Raw genomic sequence first — 19,606 nt, forward strand, 5'->3', positions numbered from 1 at the left:
TTCCAGCCTAGAATTTTTTTAAAACGATCTTACCGTTATCGATCGAGATCTCCTGATTTCCCACGTTAATTCTCGTGTTCTGTCCCGTCCCCGACACCTTCACTCCCGGGGGATTTCCCTTCTGTACCGTCATCACCACCAGAAAATCATCCTCCCCCCGAGCGAGAATTCTTTCCCCCTTCTCCGTCTTTTCGACCGTTACACGTACCGAGACCGGGGTGATAAACGTTCCCCGCAGGGTAGCACCGTTCGCGTCGGTAATCGTGAAACCATTTCCCCCGATCGTAACCCGTCCGGTCGTGTTCATCACCCAGGTTCTCCCCCGAAACTCCGGTTCATCCAGACTGCCGATAAACGCGTCCAAAAGAACGAATAATCCCGGCGCTCCCGACGCGCCACTGTAATCGACGGCGAAAGAGCGAATAGAACTGATTTCCGCGGGTTTATCGCCCCGATCGAGGCGAATACTCTCCGTTTTTAAAGTAACCACTCCCGATCCGTTCTCGGCACTTTGGAAAGCCATCGGTTTGGCGCGATTCCAGGTTCGAGTATTGGGAAGGACGACCACGTTTTCCGCCTCTCTTTCTCCCCCTCCCGAGGAAAATGTCGCCCATTCTCCCCCTAATCCCCAGATCCGGATACTTCCCGCGTCGGGAAACCGCCATCCTCCCCCGCGTCTCTGTTTTAAATAGATACTGGCCACGAAATCGTTCTCGTCGCGCCAACCATCGCGAAACACGTAAAACCCCTTGGTTTTGTCCGCTAACACCCGATCGAGCGTTTTCGAGGGATTCGCGGGGGGAACGTTCGAGCGATCGCCCGCGAGGATAAACGGGGCGATATGCGGGTAATAGGGGTTAAACAGCGATTTTTCCCGCCCTTCCAACCGCCACCGCACCGACGGGAGACTTCTATCGGGAAGGATTGCCGAAGCCATCGCGAACAGGGAAATTCCCTCGTAAGTCGCGTGTCTGCCGTAGGCCGGGATCGGTAAATCGCCCTTTTTCGGGACGGCACGGGTTAAATAGTTAGGTATCAACGCTTCCGCGGGGGAACCGGTGACGAGATCCCGTCCCATCACGTTCTTATAAGCCTGTAAAAAAGGAAAAACGCTCAAAATCATCGGTTCCGTGGTGTATAGATCGCCCTCCGTCCCGAATCCCCCGCTCCCGATCGCCCGCTGGAAATAGCGATCGATATGACGTTTCGCCATTATCACCGAATTTTCGGGAGAATATAACTTATCTTCGGGCAAAGGTTCGTTTAAGATCGCTAGTGCCGCCAATCCCGCCGCCCCTCTCGCCCGCGCGTTCCAATTGCTCGCCGGGTCTCCATTCCAGCCGTCTTTCGGCGATCCCCCTTTTAACAGCTTTTTCGCCTCGATCGAGAGCCATTTCGTCAGTTCTCGCCGTCTGTCTTCCCCCCAGAGAGGGTAACAGAGATCGTAGGCGAGCGCGACCCCCGCGACGATCGGCGCTTGCTCTAGAACCCGTCTACCGCGATTCGCCCGCGTTTTTTCGAGGATTTCCCAGGCGATATCCGCTTTTTGTCGATCGTCGTTTAAAAGCGCCAGAAAACAATAGCCGGTCGCGTGATAACCCCCGTTGGGAACGTAGCCATCGTAGTAAATTTTCTCGCGAAGACTGGCGTTTAATCGGTTTAAAACGTCCCGTCCGAGCGGGGTACGCGCTTTTTCCCGCAAACTCTCGATTTCCGAGGCCCGGAAAATCAGCCGCGGGTGTTCTCCCGGTTGTAGCGATCGGTGATCCGTCACCGGGGTCGGCCACGCGGGGGAAATCGTTCCCCGAACCTGATTCTGTAACTCCCGTCCCCCCACCTTGGCCGTGTAACTTCCCAAGAGTTCGCCGTTATGGGGAACCAACTCGATCGCGTAGGTTCCCTCGCGGATCTCGTCACTCCACGGGTGCGATCGGATGTCCATTTTCAGCCTCAGCCGCCACGCGTTATCGAGGGTAGCCGAGATTAAATTTCCCCGATGATCGACTTCCTTGTTGTATTTCGGGGCGTATCCCCAGACTTCCGGCTGGCATTTCCCCCGATCGCACGAGAGATCCAGGGTAATATCCTGATAGGTCGGTTTTTCTTCCCAGAGCTTCCAGATCCCGTGTTTTAGCGTCAGGCTGATATTCCCCGTGAACGCTCGCGGGTCGAGGCGAGAACTATCGGGCGCGCTCGCTCCCGCGATGCAGAGAAAAGGAATCGCCGCTAGAAAAGGATAGATTTTCACGGTAAACAGGCTAACGGAAACAAGATATATTCCAGAAAAAATAATTTCCAGATAAATTGATAGAAATCGGTGATTTCTGTTGTTTCCTCCAGGTTCACCCCGCGAGCGCGCCACCAGAGCAGGAGTAACAACGCGAGATGACCGACGACGAGAACCGGCGGATTCATCCCCGGCAATCGCGCCAAGCCCGCCCCGATCATCAGTGCATAACAAAGGGAAATTGTCAAGAGTACGATCCTTAAGATTTTCGACTTACCGAGGAGGAGGGTGAAGGTGGTAATCCGGTAGGTTCGATCGCCTTCCGTATCGGGGACATCTTTAAAGATGGCGATAGCGATGGTGAAAAGAAGGATAAAGAGAGTTAACAGCCATACGGGAGGGGTAATCGCTCCATTCTCCCCCATTACCGTCCGGAAGTGTAGGAATAATCCTAAATTGACTACCACCCCGCGAACGGTCAGGATACAGAGCGCGGCGGGCAGGGGAAAGCGTTTCAGGCGAACCGGGGGCAGGGAATACGCCGTCCCGATCGCCAGACTCAGACTAACCGTTCCGAACAACCACAATCCCCCGAAAAGCGAGAGGATACAGGCGAGAATTCCCGTGACGAGGACGATCGCCCGACCGGTGTTCACCGAGAACCGGCCGGACGCGAGGGGTAGATCCGGCTTATTAATTTTATCGATGGCGATATCCTCTAGCTGGTTCAAGCCCACGATATAAATATTCCCGCACAGACAGGCGATCCAGGCGAGGAGAGCTTGCCAGACATAGCGAGAGAGCGGAAAATTCTCGATACCGGCGACGGAAAGGATATAGAGAGCGAGAACGCTTAAAGAAGTGCCGATAATGGTGTGGGGTCGGGAGAACTTCCACAGGGATTGAAGCCGGGAAAAAGGAACGGTAGAAGCGAATTGACTCATCGAGATCGATCGAAGGAGAATTTCCCTAGATTGTAATCTTTCCGCGATCTGCTAGAATGGTCATTTAGACCCGAACCCTCCTGGAGAGGTGGCAGAGTGGTTGAATGCGGTAGACTCGAAATCTACTTTAGGGTAACACCTAACGTGGGTTCAAATCCCACCCTCTCCGTTGTTTTCAACGAATCCACACTATCGTTAGCCCCCGATCGGGGTTAACGATAGTGTACGGTTTTGCACACTCTTGTTAACCCGAAATTAGGCAAGACTTAGGCAAAGGACAGACGGGCGCGCTCTGTCCGAATTTACGATCGAGGAAGTTTCCGAATTCACGATCGAGGAAAATTCCCGAATCTTATGAGCGAACTGAAAAAGCTAATCGAGAACAAAGGTACGATCGATCTAGGCACTAACCATGACCCCGCTTTTGTCCGTGAACTGCAAGAGCTTTTAGAACGGAAGGGGTACGAGTTGGGAACGGTTGACGGTATTCTAGGAACTCGAACCCGATCGGCATGGGGGCGATTTAAAAAGGATCATTATCTCGATCGGCCGGAGGCCGTCGGGGCTAGTAGCCTATCGATTCTTTTGGAAATGCCCGATCGAACGGCGGGATTTTCTCTCCCCACGAAAGGAATCGGCTGGATATCCTCCCCCTTCGGCCCGCGCGCGCGGGGAATGCACCGGGGAATCGATATCGCCGCGGATACCGGTACGCCGGTTTACGCGGTCGCGGACGGGACGGTGACGACGGCGGTATGCAATTGTCGGGTCGGGAATTTCTCTTGTGGCGGTGGGTACGGGAACGTTGTTTACATCTCGCATCCGGCCGAGGGGTTCGAGACTCGATCGGCGCATCTATCGCGGGTGGATGTCGCTCCCGGCGCTCAAGTGAGGAAAGGGCAAAAGATCGGGGAGGTGGGCGATACCGGGCATTCGTTCGGGCCGCACTTGCATTTTGAAATTCGGGTTCGGGGGGAAGCGATCGATCCGATCCGAAAAATCAATCCGATCGTATGAACTGGAAACCACCGCGGCGGGAACTCGATCCGGCGAAACTGGTGGCGATAATTGTCGTTTCTTGTTTGGTTTACAGCCATTTTCATCCGGACGGGCTGAATATCTTGAAAGAGATTATGATTGCGACGGTTAGCGGGTTTTTCGGATATTTGGCAAGGGGTTACATGAAGAATGAAAATTCTTGACTCTAGTTTCTCGGCCGCTCTTTCGGCGGAGGTTCGCACCGTGACTCGGTGCGCTCGGCTCGTTCGTACCGATGGCGAGGTGTTTGGGTTGACGGAGTTCGATCGGGATCTCACTTTCGCGGGGACGACCTATCGATCGATCCACGGTCTCTCGCCTACGGCGTTTCAGGCGGATTTAAATTTCCAAGCGAACAATATTCAGTTCTCGGGGCTATTGAGCGAGGACGGGATTACCGAGGCGGATTTACGGATAGGGCTTTTCGATTACGCTCGAATCGAGGTTTTTATCGTGAATTACCTCGATTTACCCGCGGATTTATCGGCGAATCCGCCGAGGCATTTAATTTTACCCGTGCGATCGCTGGGGAAGGTTTCCTACAGCGAGGGGGATTACACGGCGGAAATTATGGGATTATCTCGGTTTTTAGAGGGGAAAATCTCGAATTCTACGTCGAAAACCTGTCGGAATGACCTGGGGGATTCACGCTGTACCGTTAATGTCGAGGCTTTTGCGGAAACGCTCACGGTTAATAACGCGCTGGAACCGCTCTCGTTTTTCGCGACGGTCGCGCCGCCGGTCGATCGCTACACGGGCGGGAAGATTATTTTTCTCTCCGGGGGTAATGACGGATTGACCGTGCCGATCCTTAAGCAGTCGGGAACTCAGTTTTTCCTGCCGGCCGCGCTTCCGGTTCCCCTTGTCGGGGGCGAGAATTTCCGCGCGTTTCCCAACTGTCAAAAACGGTTAGAAGATTGTCGATTGTTTAATAATCAGCCAAATTTCGGGGCTGAGGATGATTTACCGGGGTTAGACGCGTATATCGGGCAGGAGGCGTAAAAATGGCTACCGATAATAAACCGAGAGTTATTATCGAAAACTGGACAGAATTGATAATAACGGGAGTCTATCAAGAAATTATTGTCACGGCGCGCTCTTATTTGAAAACGCCTTACGTGCATCAGGGGCGGGTGAAAGGAATCGGGATAGATTGTGCCGGGCTAGTTATCTGCGTGGCGCGGGAACTCGGATTAAGCGATTTCGATGTGGACGGCTACGGGCGGCGATCGGAAGGCGTGGAGATGTTCGAGCTTTTCCGCAAAGTTTGCGGGGAGCCGATCGAGCGTCCCCGTCCTGGCGATATTTTAATGTTCGAGAAGGGGGATTGGCGGCATTGCGGGATATTTTCGATGATGGAAGACGCGTCAATTATCCACACTCATCGATTGGCTAAGGCTTGCGTCGAGCATCGGCTCGATGATTATTGGAGAAATTTAATTTACTCGGCGTTCCGCTTTCCGGGGGTGGTATGAACTTTCTAAACGATCGATTAAACCTCGGCATTGATTACGGAACGCTCGCGACGCTGACGGCGCGGACAGGGATTATCGAGGAAGGCGGCGCGGGGGAACAGCGATCGATCGGTTGGGAACAACCGCTTTTGAGGTTTAACCTCGGAGAGCGGGGCTATCGGGACGAAAAATTAGAATATATTATCGATTTCCAGCGACAGAGGAAGGGAGCGTACCAGGGATTCCGATTCAAGGATTGGAGTGACTGGAAGGCGATCGGGCAGGCGATCGGCACGGGCGACGGCGTGACCACCCAATTCCAGCTATATAAGTCCTACACCGTGGCCGGGTGGACGGTGAAACGGCCGATTACTAAGCCGGTCGAGGGAACGGTGAAGGTTTACGTGGACGGGGTGGAACGGGTGAGCGGGTGGACGGTGAACACTTTGACGGGCGTGATAACTTTCTCGGCCGCGCCCGCGGGGGCGATTACCGCCGACTTTGAATTTGATGTTCCAACGAGGTTTGAGGGGGACGAAATTCGATTACGGTTCGAGGTGTTCGAGCCGGGGACGGGGCGGAAGATTTATAACTGGGAGGGGACTTCGTTGGTAGAGGTGCGAGATCCCCCGGCGATTCTCCTGCCGATCGATCCGGTTCCGCCGTTTCTCGACCACACGATCGAACTCGGGTACGACTACGGGACGATCGGCGGGAACCGATTCGACACGCGGATCGATAAACTCGTGTCGGGTTACGAGCGCCGGATAGCGAATTGGGACAATCCGAAAGGGGCGTGGGAAATCGGGCAGAGAACTTTAGATCTTGAAGAGTTGCAGTATTTGATCGCTCTGTTCCGGGTGTGTCGGGGGCGCGCGGTGGGATTTCGGTATCTCGATCGGGCCGAGAATTTCCCCCGATCGGTGCGGTTCGGGGAAGACGCGATCGCTTTCCGTTTCGACGCTTACGAGCGGGGGACGGGACGGGCGTTCTTCAATCTGTCGGGTGTGCCGTTGACGGCGATCGCTCCCTCGATCGACGCGGGTGCGGGGGTTTGTGAGCCGAAAACGATTATTTTTGCCGACAATTTTTCGTTTCTCCGTTGGAACCGCGAATTATTAGAGCCGTTAAATAACGGCCCGACCTTTTCCTCGAATTTATCTCTGGTGTCTACCGGGGGCAATCCGGGAAAATTCGCCGCGATTCGGTTGGATTGGGGGGGGGCTTCCGAGGCGGGGGTCACTTCCGCTTGGTTCAAGGATTGGTATTACATCCCCGCTTCCGCGTCCGAGCGCATTTCGGTAACGATCGCTCAGGACTCGAAACTACTAGAGACGAGCGCGATGGGAAGCGCGGGACAGGCTTACGGGATCGTTGTAAAACAGAATAATAATTATTATTTTGCGGGATCGGTCACGGGTACGCCTTCCGAGTGGATTCGCCAGAGTACAACCGTCGATCTCGCCACGATGGGAGTTCCGATCGTGCCGAATGTTCCGCTTTCATTCGGTTTCTACCGAGCGAATAGTAATTCGGGAGAGTCAGGCTTTAATTACTCGATTTTTGGAATAGATAATCTAACGATTACTGTTACGATTACCTGCGAGGGCTAATAGACCCAAGGGGTAGAGGGAATATTAAATATGTCTCTCGCCACGCCATTAGTAAGTCTGATTCCATGTATTGATATTAGTCCGCCAGTATTAAATCCGTCATGCCCGAAATAATAGAAACTGGTGACGTTCGGGATTGGAGTCGTCCAACTTTGATCCGTTCCTAGTTGAATTCCATCAATAGCGATTTGTAAAATATCGTCGATTTTACGGGCGGCTATATAATAAATTCGATTGTTCGAGGGAGTCCACGGAAAAATTCTCGTATCGGCGTTAAATCCACCTGTCGGGCCGATTCTTAAATTGTTATTGTAATAACTAAATTCCAGCCCGAACTGATCGCTTAAATTCCTTTGAACGAGAAAAATCGCCCCGTAATAATTCGTTCCATTGTACCAGTTTTCCGAACTGACAATAAATTCAAGAGTCCAGTCGTTATCTTCAAATTGAAGACTAAGATGGGGAGGAGTTTGGCAAAAATTTGAAGAAGAGTTAACATTTTCACTAAAACCGGGAAAGAAAAGATTACCCGATTTGTACCCGCCGATATAACTTCTCGCCGGGACAGAACCGGCACTAAAAAGGGTTATTGTTTTTCCCGTCTCATCTGTAAACGTCGCCCCGTTCGTTTTAACTAATTTGTTGCAATAGGTTAAAAAAACGACGTTTGATGCAAAAGGGTCGATCGCCGTGGATGGGGTAATAATGCCGAGATCCCGCCGAAAAAGTGCGGTATTCGGGATATCTGGCGCAATGATAATTTGATTTTCCCCGTTATCTTTTAAATTCGTGCGGAGGGAATAGGGATTAAATCGGGTCGATCGACTGGCGAACATTTAACTTATCTCCTGCCCGAATAGGGTGATTTTTGCGTCGGTGGTGGTGATGGCGGCGGCACGGATTTGATCGCCCGGATCGAGAATTATATTCGCCAGTTCGAGAACGCCATTCGCGGCGATCGATACCCCGTTGATCAACTCGTAACCGACAGCGGCGGAACTATCGTAAAAAACCACGGTCACGGTTCCGGGGGTGGAACCGTTGGAGATTATTAAGTGTTCGACGCGGGTAGTTGTAGCGGTGGGAGCGGTGTAAACACTGGTAATAATTCCGAGGGTCGCGCCGCCGAGAAATTTGGGGGTGAAGTTGGTGAAAGGCATAATTTTTAAGATATGATGAAAACATAATGATTAGTTAACGGCCATTCTCGATCGCTGGCGCGTAGCGATCGAGGATTTTTTATAAAAACGCTCTTATCTTCTCGTAGTCGAGAATAAAATCTTCGGAAATGTTGCGGGTCGATCGCCCTACCACCGTAATAATAACCGGGGAAACGTCGCTTAAAACCTGCCCGGTGGTGAGGGCTTTAAAATATAAAGTTTTCCCGATGTCGGACGCGCTTCCGGGAAGTTTGAGGAGGTAGCCGGAGAGGAGATAGAAACTTTCCCCGGCGGCGTGGATGGTGGGGGTTCCGCTTAGTCCGCGGGTGAAGGGGCCGGTGAGGCGGTAGACGCGATCGCCGTTCGATTCGCCCTGTAGGGAGGCGTTTTGAAAGTCGAGAATTTCCTCGCCAATTAAGGCTCGGTTTTTCCCCAGGTTGAATAATTCGGTGGAAATTGATTCTAGTTCCGCGTGGAACGGGAGACGGATATCGACGCTCGTTCCGTCGAATGTGGTCTCGCACGTTCCGAAGATCGATCGGGTTTCTAGGGTTCCGGCCGAATCGTAGGTGGTTCCGCCGTCGCGGGAGAGGAATAGGGAGGCGTTCCGCCAGTTCGTGCCGCCGTCTGCGAGAGCGTATAGTCCGCCGGAGAAACCGGAGGAACTGACGGGGAAATCATCTTCGTAGGCGCGGGGGATATCGAGGATTTCTAGGAGGGTATCCGAGGGGGTGGCGAGGGGTTTATCTCGCGGTTCTTCCGGCGCTTCGTAGCGGATGGTTAGGTTCGTGCCGTTGGCGATCGCCCCGCCGATTACGGGGATGATCTGATTGCCGGAGACGGTGTAATCGGTTCCTAGTTCGTAGACCGTTTCGCCGCTGGAGACGGTGACGCTCCCGGTGATCTCCCGTTGGAGATCGATCGCTTCTCCCTGGGTGGCCGTCGCGGTCTCGTTATAGGTCGCGTCGGCGGTGGAGGCGAAATCGAAGATCGCGGGGTTGTACGCCCACGATCTCACGAGGATTTGATGGTTCGCGCCGTATTCGATCGAATTAATCTGCACTTTCTGCCGGATCGAGTCCATATTGAACTCGATCACGTCCCCCGGTTCGAGGGCGGCGTATTTCGGCGGGAGGCTGATTTCTTGGGTTCGGGCCCGCGTCCACGCGAGCCAGAGGGCTTTATGGGCGATCGATTTGGCCTCGCCGTAGGTGAGCGCGCCGGGGTAGTCGATCGTTTCGACGCGAACGTTATCGGCGGTCGGGAAGGTGAGGGATTCCGCGGTGTTCGCTTCTAGGGAGCGGTTCACGTCGAGAAATTTGACGATGTACCGGGTGGGGAGTTCGGTGGGGTCGGCGCGGGTCTCGCGGTATTTCCTCCCCCGTTCCCCTCCCTCTTCGCGCGCGGCGAGGTGGGCATCGGGAATGAAGAGGCTCGCGGAGGGGCGATACTGCCGTTGGAAACGGAGTTTTCGCCCGGTGTCGATTAGGTCGAAAAAGTAGGCTTTCTGGAGGGCTTGGAGTTTTTCGGCGATCGAGGTCTCCCGATCGATCTGGAATCCGGTTACATCGATGTCGGTCAGTTCCGAAACGTCGATATCGTCGGCGGTCAGTCGGGGGGATTGAAGGCAGATATCCCGAATCACCTCGGAAAGTTTCGGGAATCCGTTCCGTTCGATCGCCGAACATTGGGGGTAAGCGTCTCCCAGTTCTTTTAGGGGAAGTCCCTCGATATATAGGATCGTTCGGTTTCGGTAGGTGAGCGCCCGATCGCCTAGGGCGACTTCTAACATGGAATCGACGCTCTGACTGTTGGTTCCGTTGACGATACGGAAGCTCGCACCGGCGAAAGCGGCGGAAATTTCGCCGTTTTTCCACGCGAGTTTGCTATTGAGGTAAATTTCTTCGATCGCCGTGGTTTTCGTGCCGAGAAGGAAAGCGCAGTTTCCGAAATAGTTGTAGTTTTCGGTCGCGCTACCGCTCGGCCCCTTGCCGCCGGATTTGCGAATTCTTTCTTCCGGGGGGAACTCCGCCCAGATTAGAATCCCGCCGACGCGCCCGAGTCCCCAGACCTCGGGGATATAGTCGCCGAAGCTCGATCGGGGGACGGTGAAGTTTTCCTGTTTTCCGATCCGTTGGGTCTCGCGCCGCCCGGAGCCGAATAGGGCGCTCATCGCGCTGGCTCCGAGGCTGATCGCGCCGCCGATTAGAAATTCTGTGGTCACGCTGGTTACATCGATCGCCGATAGTATCAATGTAAATTCGGACAGGGTTAGGCTTTAGCGGTCATCGTCGATCGAATCATAGATTTCTTGCATCGCTCTTTTATGGATGTGTTTGAAATAGTATCTTTTATGAACATCGGGACTGTGGCCCATCCATTCACAAACGACCAGCGAATCGATCTTCAGCCGGGCGCATCGGAGAGCGTAGGCGTGGCGAAGAGACATCGGGGTAAACCCGAGTTTCATATCCCAGAATTTCGCCGATATTTTTTCCCCTAAATCCTGATTGCACTTGTTTTCGGTGGAAATGTTGGGAAATCGGTACTCGGCAAGATTAAAGTCGTAAAACCAGCGTTTTAGGATGGGATAGGCGATATGTTCGCCGGTTTTCGTTTCTTCGAGAATTCTGAGTTGGGGAAAATTTGAAATGTCGAGGTGGAATAATTCGTGAGGGCGCAATCCGTAAGTGGCCAATACCCCGAACGCCCAACGCCACCCGGGATTTTTGATAGACCGCCAAATTCGTTCAATTTCCTCTTCGGTCGGAATATACCAATCGTTTTTAGGCTTGTATTTTCCCTTAAGATACTTCCAATCGCTGGGAAGGGGGATTTCGTTGGATTTGGCTAGGAGTCCGAGCGCAAGGTGGGCGCGCTTGCGATAAAAGCTGTCGGCTTCGTAATTGTCTACCAGATGGGAGCGGATCAGGTCAGTGGTTAGGACGGCTTTCGCGGGCAGGCCAAGAAATCTTAAGTAATTCTCTTTGAAGGCTTTTTCCCGTCCGATCGTTTTTTTTCGGGTCTCCCAGTACCATTTGGTCAGTTTTTCCAGCGCGTCGGCGACGTAGATCCCGCCATCTTCGGGGATGTCGTACCAGTCCGACCACTGAAATCTCTCTAGGTTTAAATCCGATTCGAGGCGTTTAGCGCGCTCGCGGGCGATTCTTAGCCCGTCTTGGTTATGGGAAAGCTCGGTTTTAACTCTATACTGCTGTTTTCCGGGGGTTCCGTCTTTTTTCGGCAGGGTCGCCCGAAGGTACAGTTTTTCGCCGATCGCCACGATCTTCACCCGCGTGAGTTCGGCGTTTAGGTCTTCTAGGGTTAACGGTTTCGGCGCGGGCATTTACCGTCCCTCGCTTTTTATAGACTCTATCCAGTCGGATTCGCTAATTATGAGAGGTTTCCCCGTTTTCTCCCGCAGTTCGATCGCTTTCTCGATTTTTCTGCCGAAGTTAGCGTGTTTCCAATCGGGATTATCTTTCGTGCCGACGATAAGATAGTCGAGCCTGGTGGTGACGTTTTTTTCGAGAACGCCGCCGGAGTTGGTGACGGCCGCCTCGGAATCACGCCGCGAACCGAAGCTGAAATCGCCGGTCAGACAGAAAAGCTTTCCGACGTGTTCGATCGATACCCGATCGAATAGCTCGGTTTTGTCGATCTCGTTAATTCCCGCGTCTAACAAGACTTTCAAGGTTTTTAAGATTTCATTCCCCCGCACTATATCGCCGCTTTCGAGCGATTCCATAAAATATTTACACTGTTCGGCGGCGAGGTCGAGAATATCTTTTTTGTTAAATTCTTCTGTTTTGGCTTCCTTCGCCTCGTTTTCAGGCTGTTTTTTAGCTTTAGGCATAATTTATAACTTGGTATTCTAACTCACGGCTACATCTAGCAGGTGTTTGGCTAAACGAATTTTTTCTTCTGCTGGCAGATCAGCGCATATCAGAAATAATCCTTCAGCTTTCGAGGTATCAACCTGATAAATCGCCTTTTTTTCCTTGACTTTTATCGATTTCGGAGAATCGGGCTTTCGTAACTGCTCTTCTAAGGTCTCAAGAGAAACCCCCAAATATTTAGCGATTTTATTCAAGTTTCCAGTATCCGGGTAAGATTCCCCTCGAAGATACGTGTTTAAAGTTCCTGCTTTAATTCCGATTTGCTCAGCCAGCTTGGTTTGAGACCCGCACTTAATTACGTGAGTCTTAAGCAGGTTCTGTAGTTTTTCTTTCTGCGAAACCATAGCTTTTTCGTGATAGGGCTTTTCATTTCAGGATACGGCTACATCAAGCGAGTTAACTAAGTATTTAACGAGCGCGAGCTTTTCTGAATTGGGCAATTGGGCGGCGATCGGGATTAGATCTTCGGCTTTGTTGCTGTTTACCTGATAAGTCGCCCCTTTTTCTTTAGTTTTTAGCGATCTCTCTTTTTCCCATAGCTGTCCCATCAATTCATCAATGCTTAAATTGAGAAAATTGGCGATTTTTTGCAGATTTTCTCCTTGCGGGAAAGATTCAGCGCGCGCATAGGTTCCGAAAGCTTGTCTCGGAATTCCCATCGCTCTGGCTAACTCCGATTCGGAAGAATAATTCTTAGCCAGTTCTGCGAGCATTTTTTGCAGGCGGATTTTTCGGTCTTCCATGTGATCGTTGTCACCAACAACAATTTAATAATAACAACATTTTGAGCGTTTGTCATCGGTTTTGTGCGGTTTCGCTAAATGTGGACAAAATGATTGACTTTCGCTCGTTGCTTCTGTTAAAGTAACAACAGCAGTTAAACCACTATGAATTATGTCTACATCCCTAACAGAGAGGATTTCGACTCTCGAACAGAAGATTGCGCGGCAAGATAAAACGATCGCCCGGATTCTTGCAACCGTCAAACTCAAAGAATTTGTTCCCGTGGCGCAAGCCGCCGAAACTTTCAATATTTCGGTCGCAACCTTGCGCGATCGAATCAAACACGCAAAAGCGTTTCCAAAAGAATCTCCGTATAAAGAAGGAATTCACTGGAAACAGGTACAAACCACCGCAAGAGCGGACGGAAAAGAGCCAAGTTATCGGTATTACGTCAATATCGAAGAATGGGAGAAAATATCGTGATCGACCTTCTCGCAATCCGTCAGCCCGAAACGGGCGAACTCCTGATCGTCTACTGCCTTTCCCACGTAGACCCGCTCGAATTCTTCAAAACCTTCCTAGACCGCTACTCGATCGAACCCGCGGCCCTTACCGCCTGCCTGGGGGAAGTACAGCGCACCCGCCTAAATGACGGAACCAAAATCACGAGGATCGTTTTATGAGACTTTTAACCCTCGTTAACAACGTTATCACCGAGGTCAGTATCTGCCCGATCCGCTACACCATGCGGGAACGGCGTAAGCAGGACAAAAACAAAGCATTCGGGCAGTTAACCGAGGTTTACTGTCTCGGACATCACGACCCGAAAGCCTTTTTCCAAGTGTTTCTCGAAGAGTACGAGAAAGAAATCCCCGATATCTGGCGCGCCTATAACCCGGATATGGTCGAGCGGGCGATCGGGGAGAACGGTCAACCCATCACGAGGATTCGGCTATGAAAGCACTTTCAGTAATTGGGGGATGGGCTTGGGCGATCGCCTACAATCTCAAGCACAACGAAACCCGAAAGCAGAACATCAATTACCGGGGAAAACTCTTAATCTGTGCTGGAAAAAAGCATACGAAGCAACTACACGAGATTTATCGAGATTTGTACCTCGCTTTCCCTGACAAGCTAAGTTTTCTTAACTATATCGGTATCGAATCCCAACCCCTCGGCCACGCGATCGCCGTCGTCACTCTCGCGGATTGTGTCCCAGTCGAATCGATCGAAAACCAGTTATCCGAGATGGAACTAGCTTTAGGCGATTACTCGGAAGGCAGATTCGCGTGGATGCTGACCGACATTAAGCGAATCGAACCGTTTCCCGTTGTCGGTCAATTGGGATTGTTCGACGTTCCCGACCACCTCATCAAAATACGTGAGGCAACATGACCACGCAACTATCCCTATTCGACTATCAAGACCTCGACGTGGAGACGCGGATCGTTGTTCGCCAGCGCACGGACGAGATCAAAACCCTGATGCGGCGTTCCGCCCAGGACATCATCGACATAGGCGGAAAGCTGAACGAGGTGAAAGACCGCCTAGAACACGGGCAATTTGGCGACTGGTTAAAAGCCGAGTTCCAGTGGACCGATCGAACGGCGCGGAATTTCATGAACGTTCACACTCGATTCAAATCGGAAAATATTTCCGAATTGAAAATCGGTGCTACCGCCCTCTACGCTCTCGCCTCCCCCTCCCTACCCGACGAAGCTCGCGCCGAAGCGATCGAGCGCGCGAAGACCGAATCGATCGGGGAAAAAGAGGTGAAGGCGATCGCCGAAAAATACGAGTGGAAACCGGGCGATCGGGCGAAAATCCTAACCGGAAAGCTGAAGGATCAGTTTGCCGCCGTGATCACCCTCGGCAATAAGTACATCATCACCGAACTGGAAAGTGATGGGACGCAAAAGGGGTTCGCTCGATCGGACTTGGAAAAACCCTCCCTTGAGGAAGAGAGCTACGCGCCCCACGGGTTGAAGCTGTGGGATAAGGTTTGGCTCGACGGTGAGGAGTGCCAATACTTTTACCCGATCGGCTTAAACCATTCGATCGTCTATTTTCACTCAAAAAAGGAGCGAAACGGGCGAATAAGTCATACCCACCGCGTTCCTAACTCCGAAATTAACATTCAACTTGATTTTACTCAATGTCCGACCAACTCAACGAACTTGACCTCTACAGCGGGGACGGATGCGGATTCCCCCTCGCCGGAGTCCTCACCGAACGGATCAAACTCCGATTCGCCGCCGACAACAACCCAAACTGTCAAACAATCCTCGGACTTCGATACCCCGACGCGGAAATCGCCGGAGACGTTTACGAGTTCCGATGGAAAGACTACTACAAGCGAAATCCCGGCGGAACACGGGAGCGAATCGACCTCGTTACAGCCTCCCCTCCCTGCCAACCCTTCAGCCTCCAAGGAGACCGAAAAGGAGTTGATGACCCCCGCGACGGAATCCCCGGACTGCTCACCGTCCTCAAAACCCTCAAGCCCCGATATCTCGCTTTCGAGAACGTCCCCGGATTGCTCTCCTGTCCCTTCAAACCCGGAGACGAACCCGGAAGTTACTTCCGAAAGTTCGTCGAAAGCCTTGCGAAGTTCGGGTTTGATGCTCAATGGATGTGTATCGGAAGTTGGGCTTTTGGAAGCCCCTTTTTCCGGCAACGATTACTATTGGTTGCCGTCTCCCGGAGCGCTGTCCGCCCCGGATGGGAAAAAGTCTCCTGGGCAGAGCAGGCTCGAAGCGCATCTGAAAGATATCGGAATTCTGGCATCGAACGAAGTTTTGAACCCCCTATATCTAGAGAAAAGCTTCAGTCTGCCTTTGAATTGGACGAACCCATTGGAATCCCGTCCGGCGACGCAACTGTTAAACAGCGTCGATCGGCCCTGGGGAATAGCCTTGATTGGCGAGTCGCTAAGTGCGCCCTCGATCGAATCCTCTGGATTCACGACAACTACGGAATCTGATTTTCACTGGTTTATCAATGACAATGACGAAACTTTCTTCGTTCATGTCGGAGATTTGGTGAAAGACGAGAAAAATCCAGGAATGTGCGGAAGAGTCCTTGAAATCGACGAAGAAAATGAAGCCGTGTTCGTAGAGTGGAAAAAAGAGGATGAGGAATGGAGCGAAGATCCGTTAATTTCTGACCAGAATTCGTATTGGGCTTCAGTTTTTAATTTGTCGTTTGAGCTTTATTTGCCCACGACAACTACGGAATCTGATTTCCAGGTAGGCAATCGCGTAAGAGTCCCGACGATTCCCGGAATGCTGGGAAAGATTCTCGATTTTAATCAAAATTTCGCTTTTGTCGAGTGGAGTAAAGGCGAAAAAACGTGGATCGCGATCGATGGATTGGAAACACTCGAAGACGACCCATTTAACGGTGAATCGCCCTCGAAATCCGCCGAACACTACACGCCGAAAGAAGTTCTCGACCTCGTTCTCGAAGTGTTGGGCGAGATCGGCCTCGATCCCTGTTCTAATCTCGGGAAAAACGTTCCCGCCAACCGCCACTACACCAAAGAGGATGACGGGCTACATAAGAATTGGGAAGCCGAAACCCTATTTATGAATCCCCCCTACGGGCGGGAGATCGGCGAGTGGGTCGAGAAATTGGTATGGGCGTATGAGGTGGGACGCGTTAAAGAGGCGATCGCCCTGGTTCCCGCAAAAACCGATACGAAATGGTTCTCGCGTTTTTACGGCTATTACGTCTGCTTTTGGAGGGGGCGAATAACCTTTGTAAACAACGAAGATCCCGCACAATTCCCGAACGCGGTTTTCTACCTAGGAGACGACCCCGAAAAATTCATCAAAGTTTTTCGCCGTAAAGGTGACATTTACAAAGGAGCTTGAGCCATGAAACCAGAATTAATCGTTTCTAGAAAATGGGCGATCGGCGATCGGATCTATTTTTGCCGTCGCTGGTGGATCATCGAAGAGATCTATCCGAGTTCGGATTGGCAAGTGGTAGCCGTATTGGCGGTTCCCGGCACAAGCCAAATCATGCGCCAAGCGTTTAGCAATCAATCGCAATTTCCCTGCTTTAAGGCGAAATATTCTTCTCGGACTGAAGTTTGCCAACTATTCAATGAAAAAGGGAAGAAATTAAATCGAGGGCAAGCGAAAGAAATTAAGGATCGCCTCGTTACGGGTGAAAAACAAGCGGTTTTAGCGCGTGAATTCGACGTATCAGAGGCGACGATAAGCTCGATTAAAAACGGGCGTATGTGGCAGAACGTATAACTTTATTCCGCTTTTTGAACCCTACAAAATGCAAACCACAAGTGAGGTTAATATGTTTGGACAAAATGAAATTCACCACTTTGAACAACTTGACGACAACTTTATTACTTTTATTGATTGCGACGGAGAAGTAAGGCTCAAGATTCCTCGATCGCTAGGACTGACGGACGAACAAGTGGAATGGGTTCGAGTTTTATATACGAATACCGCCAATAAATATTACGAGGTAGGAATTGAAGTCGGCAAAGATCGCAAGCAATGGGAAATACTACAAGCCTTGGGCATCCCCGAAAGATTCGCTCGCCATACTTACACTGACGAATAACCTTTAGCCGCTTTTTGAATCCCATTTTTTACCAGTTGTAACCATGTTGAAAAAAACCTTATCGGTAGTTCTCGATCGAATCCCCGAATCTGGAATCGGCGAAACCGAACTCGCCATAGAAACGGGGATACAAAAACTCGCCGATCTCCGCTCCCGCCTCAACGAACTTTTAAAACAGGGACAGATAGAACAGTGCGAGGAAAACCCCGAACACTGGCGACGAGTCCGCGGGAACCGTATCCCCGACGATGCGGAAGTGCTGGAACTGATACCCGCCGACGGTATCGACCCGGTATCGATCGCCGTCTACCTGAAAACCTCGGTTCCCTGCGTCAATACCGCCCTAAAACGTCTCAAAAATCAAGGCAGAATCCAGCAAAAAGGAGAGGATTGGTACAAAAATGACACAAGCAACGTGGATCAGGCTCGAATTGCTGATAATAACGGCGAAATTGAGTTTCAAGTGCATATCCCTGAAGATTCAGCGGGGCGAATATCGATATACGACGAACGAGGACGTGAAACGGGCGGCGAAACTCCAGATAGACGAGGAAATATTTCGCTTGATACGGGAACGGGCGAACTGACCTACGACGAACTGGAAGATCGAACCCGGTTAGAGCGGAAAATCGCCATCGGGTTCTACGAGGCCGGAACCGCGCTCGCCGAAATCCGAGACCGCGCCCTCTATCGGGATAAGTGGAAAACCTTCGAGAATTACGTCCTCGATCGGTTCGGATGGCGGAAAACTCACGCCTATTGCCAAATTAAAGCGGCCGCCATTTACGACGAACTCGCGGAAATGTCCGCTAATAGCGGACATCAAATCTCATTTCCCCTTCCCACCGCGGAAACCCAAATCCGTCCCCTGTCCGCGCTCACCAAGGACGATCGCCAGTCGGTCTGGATAGAAGCGGTAGAACGGGCGAACAACCGCGTCCCCTCGGAAGCGGTGGTCAAAAAGGTCGTCAAGGAATTCCAACGGAGAGATCCGGTTCCGAACCCTTACACGGTCGGGGCGATCGTTACCGCCAAAGGCAAAAAGGGCTGGTTCGTGGTACGGGATGTGAACGATTTTTCCTGTACCTGCCATAGTCCTTTAGGGCAGGAAGAAGTTTTTCATCACTTCGATCTGAAGGAAATCGACTACCCCGCCGACCAGCGGCAATTCATGTCGGATTTACAGGAACGCCTATCGCTCCTCTGGAAAGCCGGGGACAGATTGGATGGCGATCGGGATGCCTCGACCGTGAAGGCGATCGTCCAAGCGCTCGCGCTCAACGTGTCGGGATTCTTTACCGACCTACAGAAAACCCTATTAGAAACCGCCGAAAAAGTGGCGGGAGTAGAGGAATTCTAATGGCGAAAAGAACCCTTCAGGAAATGCTCGAAAAGATCGAGGCGAACGGGTTAACCGTCGAGGTAAGAGAAGACCCCGTTACCGTTCAGCGAATCTCTCACGGAAAACCTCGTCAGAGAACGATCAGGGTCAAGTCTTACCAGATCAAAGAATCGCCCGATCGAGTCTTATACACCGCTCTTAGCGAATCCGATCTGAAATGGTGGTACATGAAAAATCTCGCCACCCGTCTCGAAAAAACTGCAAATTTCCAAACGTATATGAGGTAACTATGAGCGAATCAATGCTTTATATCCCAGTTCCTTTCAGTGTTGCTTGCGACCTATTGAGCGAGTTCAAAGAGTCAATGGAAGGAACGAATAAATTCGATGCGTTTTACGGCGTGGTCAATGACGAAGTACAAAAAGCCTGCTCGGTCGAATGCTCGTCAAAAGAAAGGGTTTTTGAATATATCGGACGAATTCGATCGAACTGCGCCGATAGCCAAGTCTACCTAGACAGACTTAAAACCCTTATCGATTTGAAAAAAGCGATAGAAATCGAAGACAACTTGATCGAGATAACCTTAATCTTGCAGGAACTATGGGCAACCTTATAG

Annotated in this window: 24 protein-coding genes, 1 tRNA gene and 2 pseudogenes; 18 read left to right on the forward strand and 9 right to left on the reverse strand. The window is 51.5% G+C overall.

Translation table 11 applies throughout. The annotated features are described in order from the left end of the window. Window positions 1–7 precede the first annotated feature (7 nt). Both V0288_RS10985 and V0288_RS10990 read right to left on the reverse strand, forming a co-directional pair. Window positions 8–2,248, reverse strand: coding sequence for a hypothetical protein (locus tag V0288_RS10985; RefSeq protein WP_332865137.1), 2,241 nt, complete (start codon window positions 2,246–2,248; stop codon window positions 8–10). Continuing rightward, window positions 2,245–3,171, reverse strand: coding sequence for a homogentisate phytyltransferase (locus tag V0288_RS10990; protein ID WP_332865138.1), 927 nt, complete (start codon window positions 3,169–3,171; stop codon window positions 2,245–2,247). Before V0288_RS10990 ends, V0288_RS10985 begins: the two co-directional genes overlap by 4 nt. Window positions 3,172–3,253: 82 nt before the next feature. Between V0288_RS10990 and V0288_RS10995 the strand changes: the two genes are divergently transcribed. The 6 genes from V0288_RS10995 (at window position 3,254) to V0288_RS11020 (ending at window position 7,276) form a co-directional block, all read left to right on the forward strand. Continuing rightward, window positions 3,254–3,340: transfer RNA gene (locus V0288_RS10995), tRNA-Ser, on the forward strand. Window positions 3,341–3,525: 185 nt separating this feature from the next. Continuing rightward, entirely contained in the window at window positions 3,526–4,188 is a 663-nt protein-coding gene (locus V0288_RS11000; protein ID WP_332865139.1) for a M23 family metallopeptidase, read from the forward strand. Further along, the gene (locus V0288_RS11005) at window positions 4,185–4,373 is read left to right on the forward strand and encodes a hypothetical protein (protein WP_332865140.1); all 189 of its coding nucleotides are present in this window, start codon (window positions 4,185–4,187) and stop codon (window positions 4,371–4,373) included. The genes V0288_RS11000 and V0288_RS11005 overlap by 4 nt, the downstream gene beginning before the upstream one ends. Then, window positions 4,360–5,211 (forward strand): DUF2163 domain-containing protein, encoded by an 852-nt coding sequence (locus V0288_RS11010; protein WP_332865141.1) that lies wholly within the window; start codon window positions 4,360–4,362, stop codon window positions 5,209–5,211. The genes V0288_RS11005 and V0288_RS11010 overlap by 14 nt, the downstream gene beginning before the upstream one ends. 2 nt (window positions 5,212–5,213) lie before the next feature. Beyond that, window positions 5,214–5,684, forward strand: a complete 471-nt coding sequence (locus V0288_RS11015; RefSeq protein WP_332865142.1) for an NlpC/P60 family protein — start codon at window positions 5,214–5,216, stop codon at window positions 5,682–5,684. Next, window positions 5,681–7,276 carry a DUF2460 domain-containing protein gene (locus V0288_RS11020; protein WP_332865143.1) on the forward strand — a complete coding sequence of 532 codons (1,596 nt, stop codon included), beginning with the start codon at window positions 5,681–5,683 and terminating at the stop codon, window positions 7,274–7,276. Before V0288_RS11015 ends, V0288_RS11020 begins: the two co-directional genes overlap by 4 nt. Here V0288_RS11020 and V0288_RS11025 read toward each other — a convergent pair. The 7 genes from V0288_RS11025 to V0288_RS11055 form a co-directional block, all read right to left on the reverse strand. Continuing rightward, a complete protein-coding gene (locus V0288_RS11025; RefSeq protein ID WP_332865144.1) occupies window positions 7,273–8,112 on the reverse strand; it encodes a hypothetical protein in 840 nt (279 codons plus the stop codon). The genes V0288_RS11020 and V0288_RS11025 overlap by 4 nt on opposite strands. Next, window positions 8,113–8,436: a hypothetical protein gene (locus V0288_RS11030; protein ID WP_332865145.1), complete on the reverse strand. Its 324-nt coding sequence runs from the start codon at window positions 8,434–8,436 to the stop codon at window positions 8,113–8,115. A gap of 79 nt (window positions 8,437–8,515) precedes the next feature. After that, window positions 8,516–10,660 (reverse strand): phage tail protein, encoded by a 2,145-nt coding sequence (locus V0288_RS11035; protein ID WP_332865146.1) that lies wholly within the window; start codon window positions 10,658–10,660, stop codon window positions 8,516–8,518. 54 nt (window positions 10,661–10,714) lie between these two features. Then, a complete protein-coding gene (locus V0288_RS11040) occupies window positions 10,715–11,782 on the reverse strand; it encodes a site-specific integrase (RefSeq protein WP_332865147.1) in 1,068 nt (355 codons plus the stop codon). After that, window positions 11,783–12,292 carry a BRCT domain-containing protein gene (locus V0288_RS11045; RefSeq protein ID WP_332865148.1) on the reverse strand — a complete coding sequence of 170 codons (510 nt, stop codon included), beginning with the start codon at window positions 12,290–12,292 and terminating at the stop codon, window positions 11,783–11,785. Between the two features lie 18 nt (window positions 12,293–12,310). Continuing rightward, window positions 12,311–12,679 carry a helix-turn-helix domain-containing protein gene (locus V0288_RS11050; protein ID WP_332865149.1) on the reverse strand — a complete coding sequence of 123 codons (369 nt, stop codon included), beginning with the start codon at window positions 12,677–12,679 and terminating at the stop codon, window positions 12,311–12,313. A 27-nt stretch (window positions 12,680–12,706) separates the two neighbouring features. Beyond that, window positions 12,707–13,078, reverse strand: a complete 372-nt coding sequence (locus tag V0288_RS11055; protein ID WP_332865150.1) for a helix-turn-helix domain-containing protein — start codon at window positions 13,076–13,078, stop codon at window positions 12,707–12,709. A gap of 151 nt (window positions 13,079–13,229) precedes the next feature. Between V0288_RS11055 and V0288_RS11060 the strand changes: the two genes are divergently transcribed. From V0288_RS11060 to V0288_RS11105, 12 genes and pseudogenes are all read left to right on the forward strand, one after another. Beyond that, the gene (locus V0288_RS11060; protein ID WP_332865151.1) at window positions 13,230–13,541 is read left to right on the forward strand and encodes a hypothetical protein; all 312 of its coding nucleotides are present in this window, start codon (window positions 13,230–13,232) and stop codon (window positions 13,539–13,541) included. Next, window positions 13,538–13,741, forward strand: coding sequence for a hypothetical protein (locus tag V0288_RS11065; protein WP_332865152.1), 204 nt, complete (start codon window positions 13,538–13,540; stop codon window positions 13,739–13,741). The genes V0288_RS11060 and V0288_RS11065 overlap by 4 nt, the downstream gene beginning before the upstream one ends. Continuing rightward, a complete protein-coding gene (locus V0288_RS11070) occupies window positions 13,738–14,016 on the forward strand; it encodes a hypothetical protein (RefSeq protein WP_332865153.1) in 279 nt (92 codons plus the stop codon). Before V0288_RS11065 ends, V0288_RS11070 begins: the two co-directional genes overlap by 4 nt. After that, the gene (locus V0288_RS11075) at window positions 14,013–14,453 is read left to right on the forward strand and encodes an ASCH domain-containing protein (RefSeq protein ID WP_332865154.1); all 441 of its coding nucleotides are present in this window, start codon (window positions 14,013–14,015) and stop codon (window positions 14,451–14,453) included. The genes V0288_RS11070 and V0288_RS11075 overlap by 4 nt, the downstream gene beginning before the upstream one ends. An 89-nt stretch (window positions 14,454–14,542) precedes the next feature. After that, window positions 14,543–14,824: pseudogene (locus V0288_RS25115) on the forward strand (DUF3102 domain-containing protein); the annotation flags it as partial. A 389-nt stretch (window positions 14,825–15,213) separates the two neighbouring features. Beyond that, a complete protein-coding gene (locus tag V0288_RS25120) occupies window positions 15,214–16,041 on the forward strand; it encodes a DNA cytosine methyltransferase (protein WP_422661960.1) in 828 nt (275 codons plus the stop codon). Window positions 16,042–16,501: 460 nt separating this feature from the next. Next, window positions 16,502–16,933 (forward strand): annotated as a pseudogene (locus V0288_RS25125) (DNA N-6-adenine-methyltransferase); the annotation flags it as partial. Window positions 16,934–16,936: 3 nt separating this feature from the next. Further along, on the forward strand, window positions 16,937–17,323 hold the full coding sequence (locus tag V0288_RS11085) for a hypothetical protein (protein WP_332865156.1): 387 nt from the start codon (window positions 16,937–16,939) through the stop codon (window positions 17,321–17,323). Between the two features lie 28 nt (window positions 17,324–17,351). Beyond that, window positions 17,352–17,648, forward strand: coding sequence for a hypothetical protein (locus V0288_RS11090; protein ID WP_332865157.1), 297 nt, complete (start codon window positions 17,352–17,354; stop codon window positions 17,646–17,648). Window positions 17,649–17,691: 43 nt separating this feature from the next. Further along, a complete protein-coding gene (locus tag V0288_RS11095; RefSeq protein WP_332865158.1) occupies window positions 17,692–19,008 on the forward strand; it encodes a hypothetical protein in 1,317 nt (438 codons plus the stop codon). Beyond that, entirely contained in the window at window positions 19,008–19,277 is a 270-nt protein-coding gene (locus V0288_RS11100) for a hypothetical protein (protein ID WP_332865159.1), read from the forward strand. The genes V0288_RS11095 and V0288_RS11100 overlap by 1 nt, the downstream gene beginning before the upstream one ends. A gap of 2 nt (window positions 19,278–19,279) precedes the next feature. Then, on the forward strand, window positions 19,280–19,606 hold the full coding sequence (locus V0288_RS11105; RefSeq protein ID WP_332865160.1) for a hypothetical protein: 327 nt from the start codon (window positions 19,280–19,282) through the stop codon (window positions 19,604–19,606).

Source organism: Pannus brasiliensis CCIBt3594, from assembly GCF_036688125.1.
Classification (GTDB): Bacteria; Cyanobacteriota; Cyanobacteriia; order Cyanobacteriales; family Microcystaceae; genus Pannus; species Pannus brasiliensis.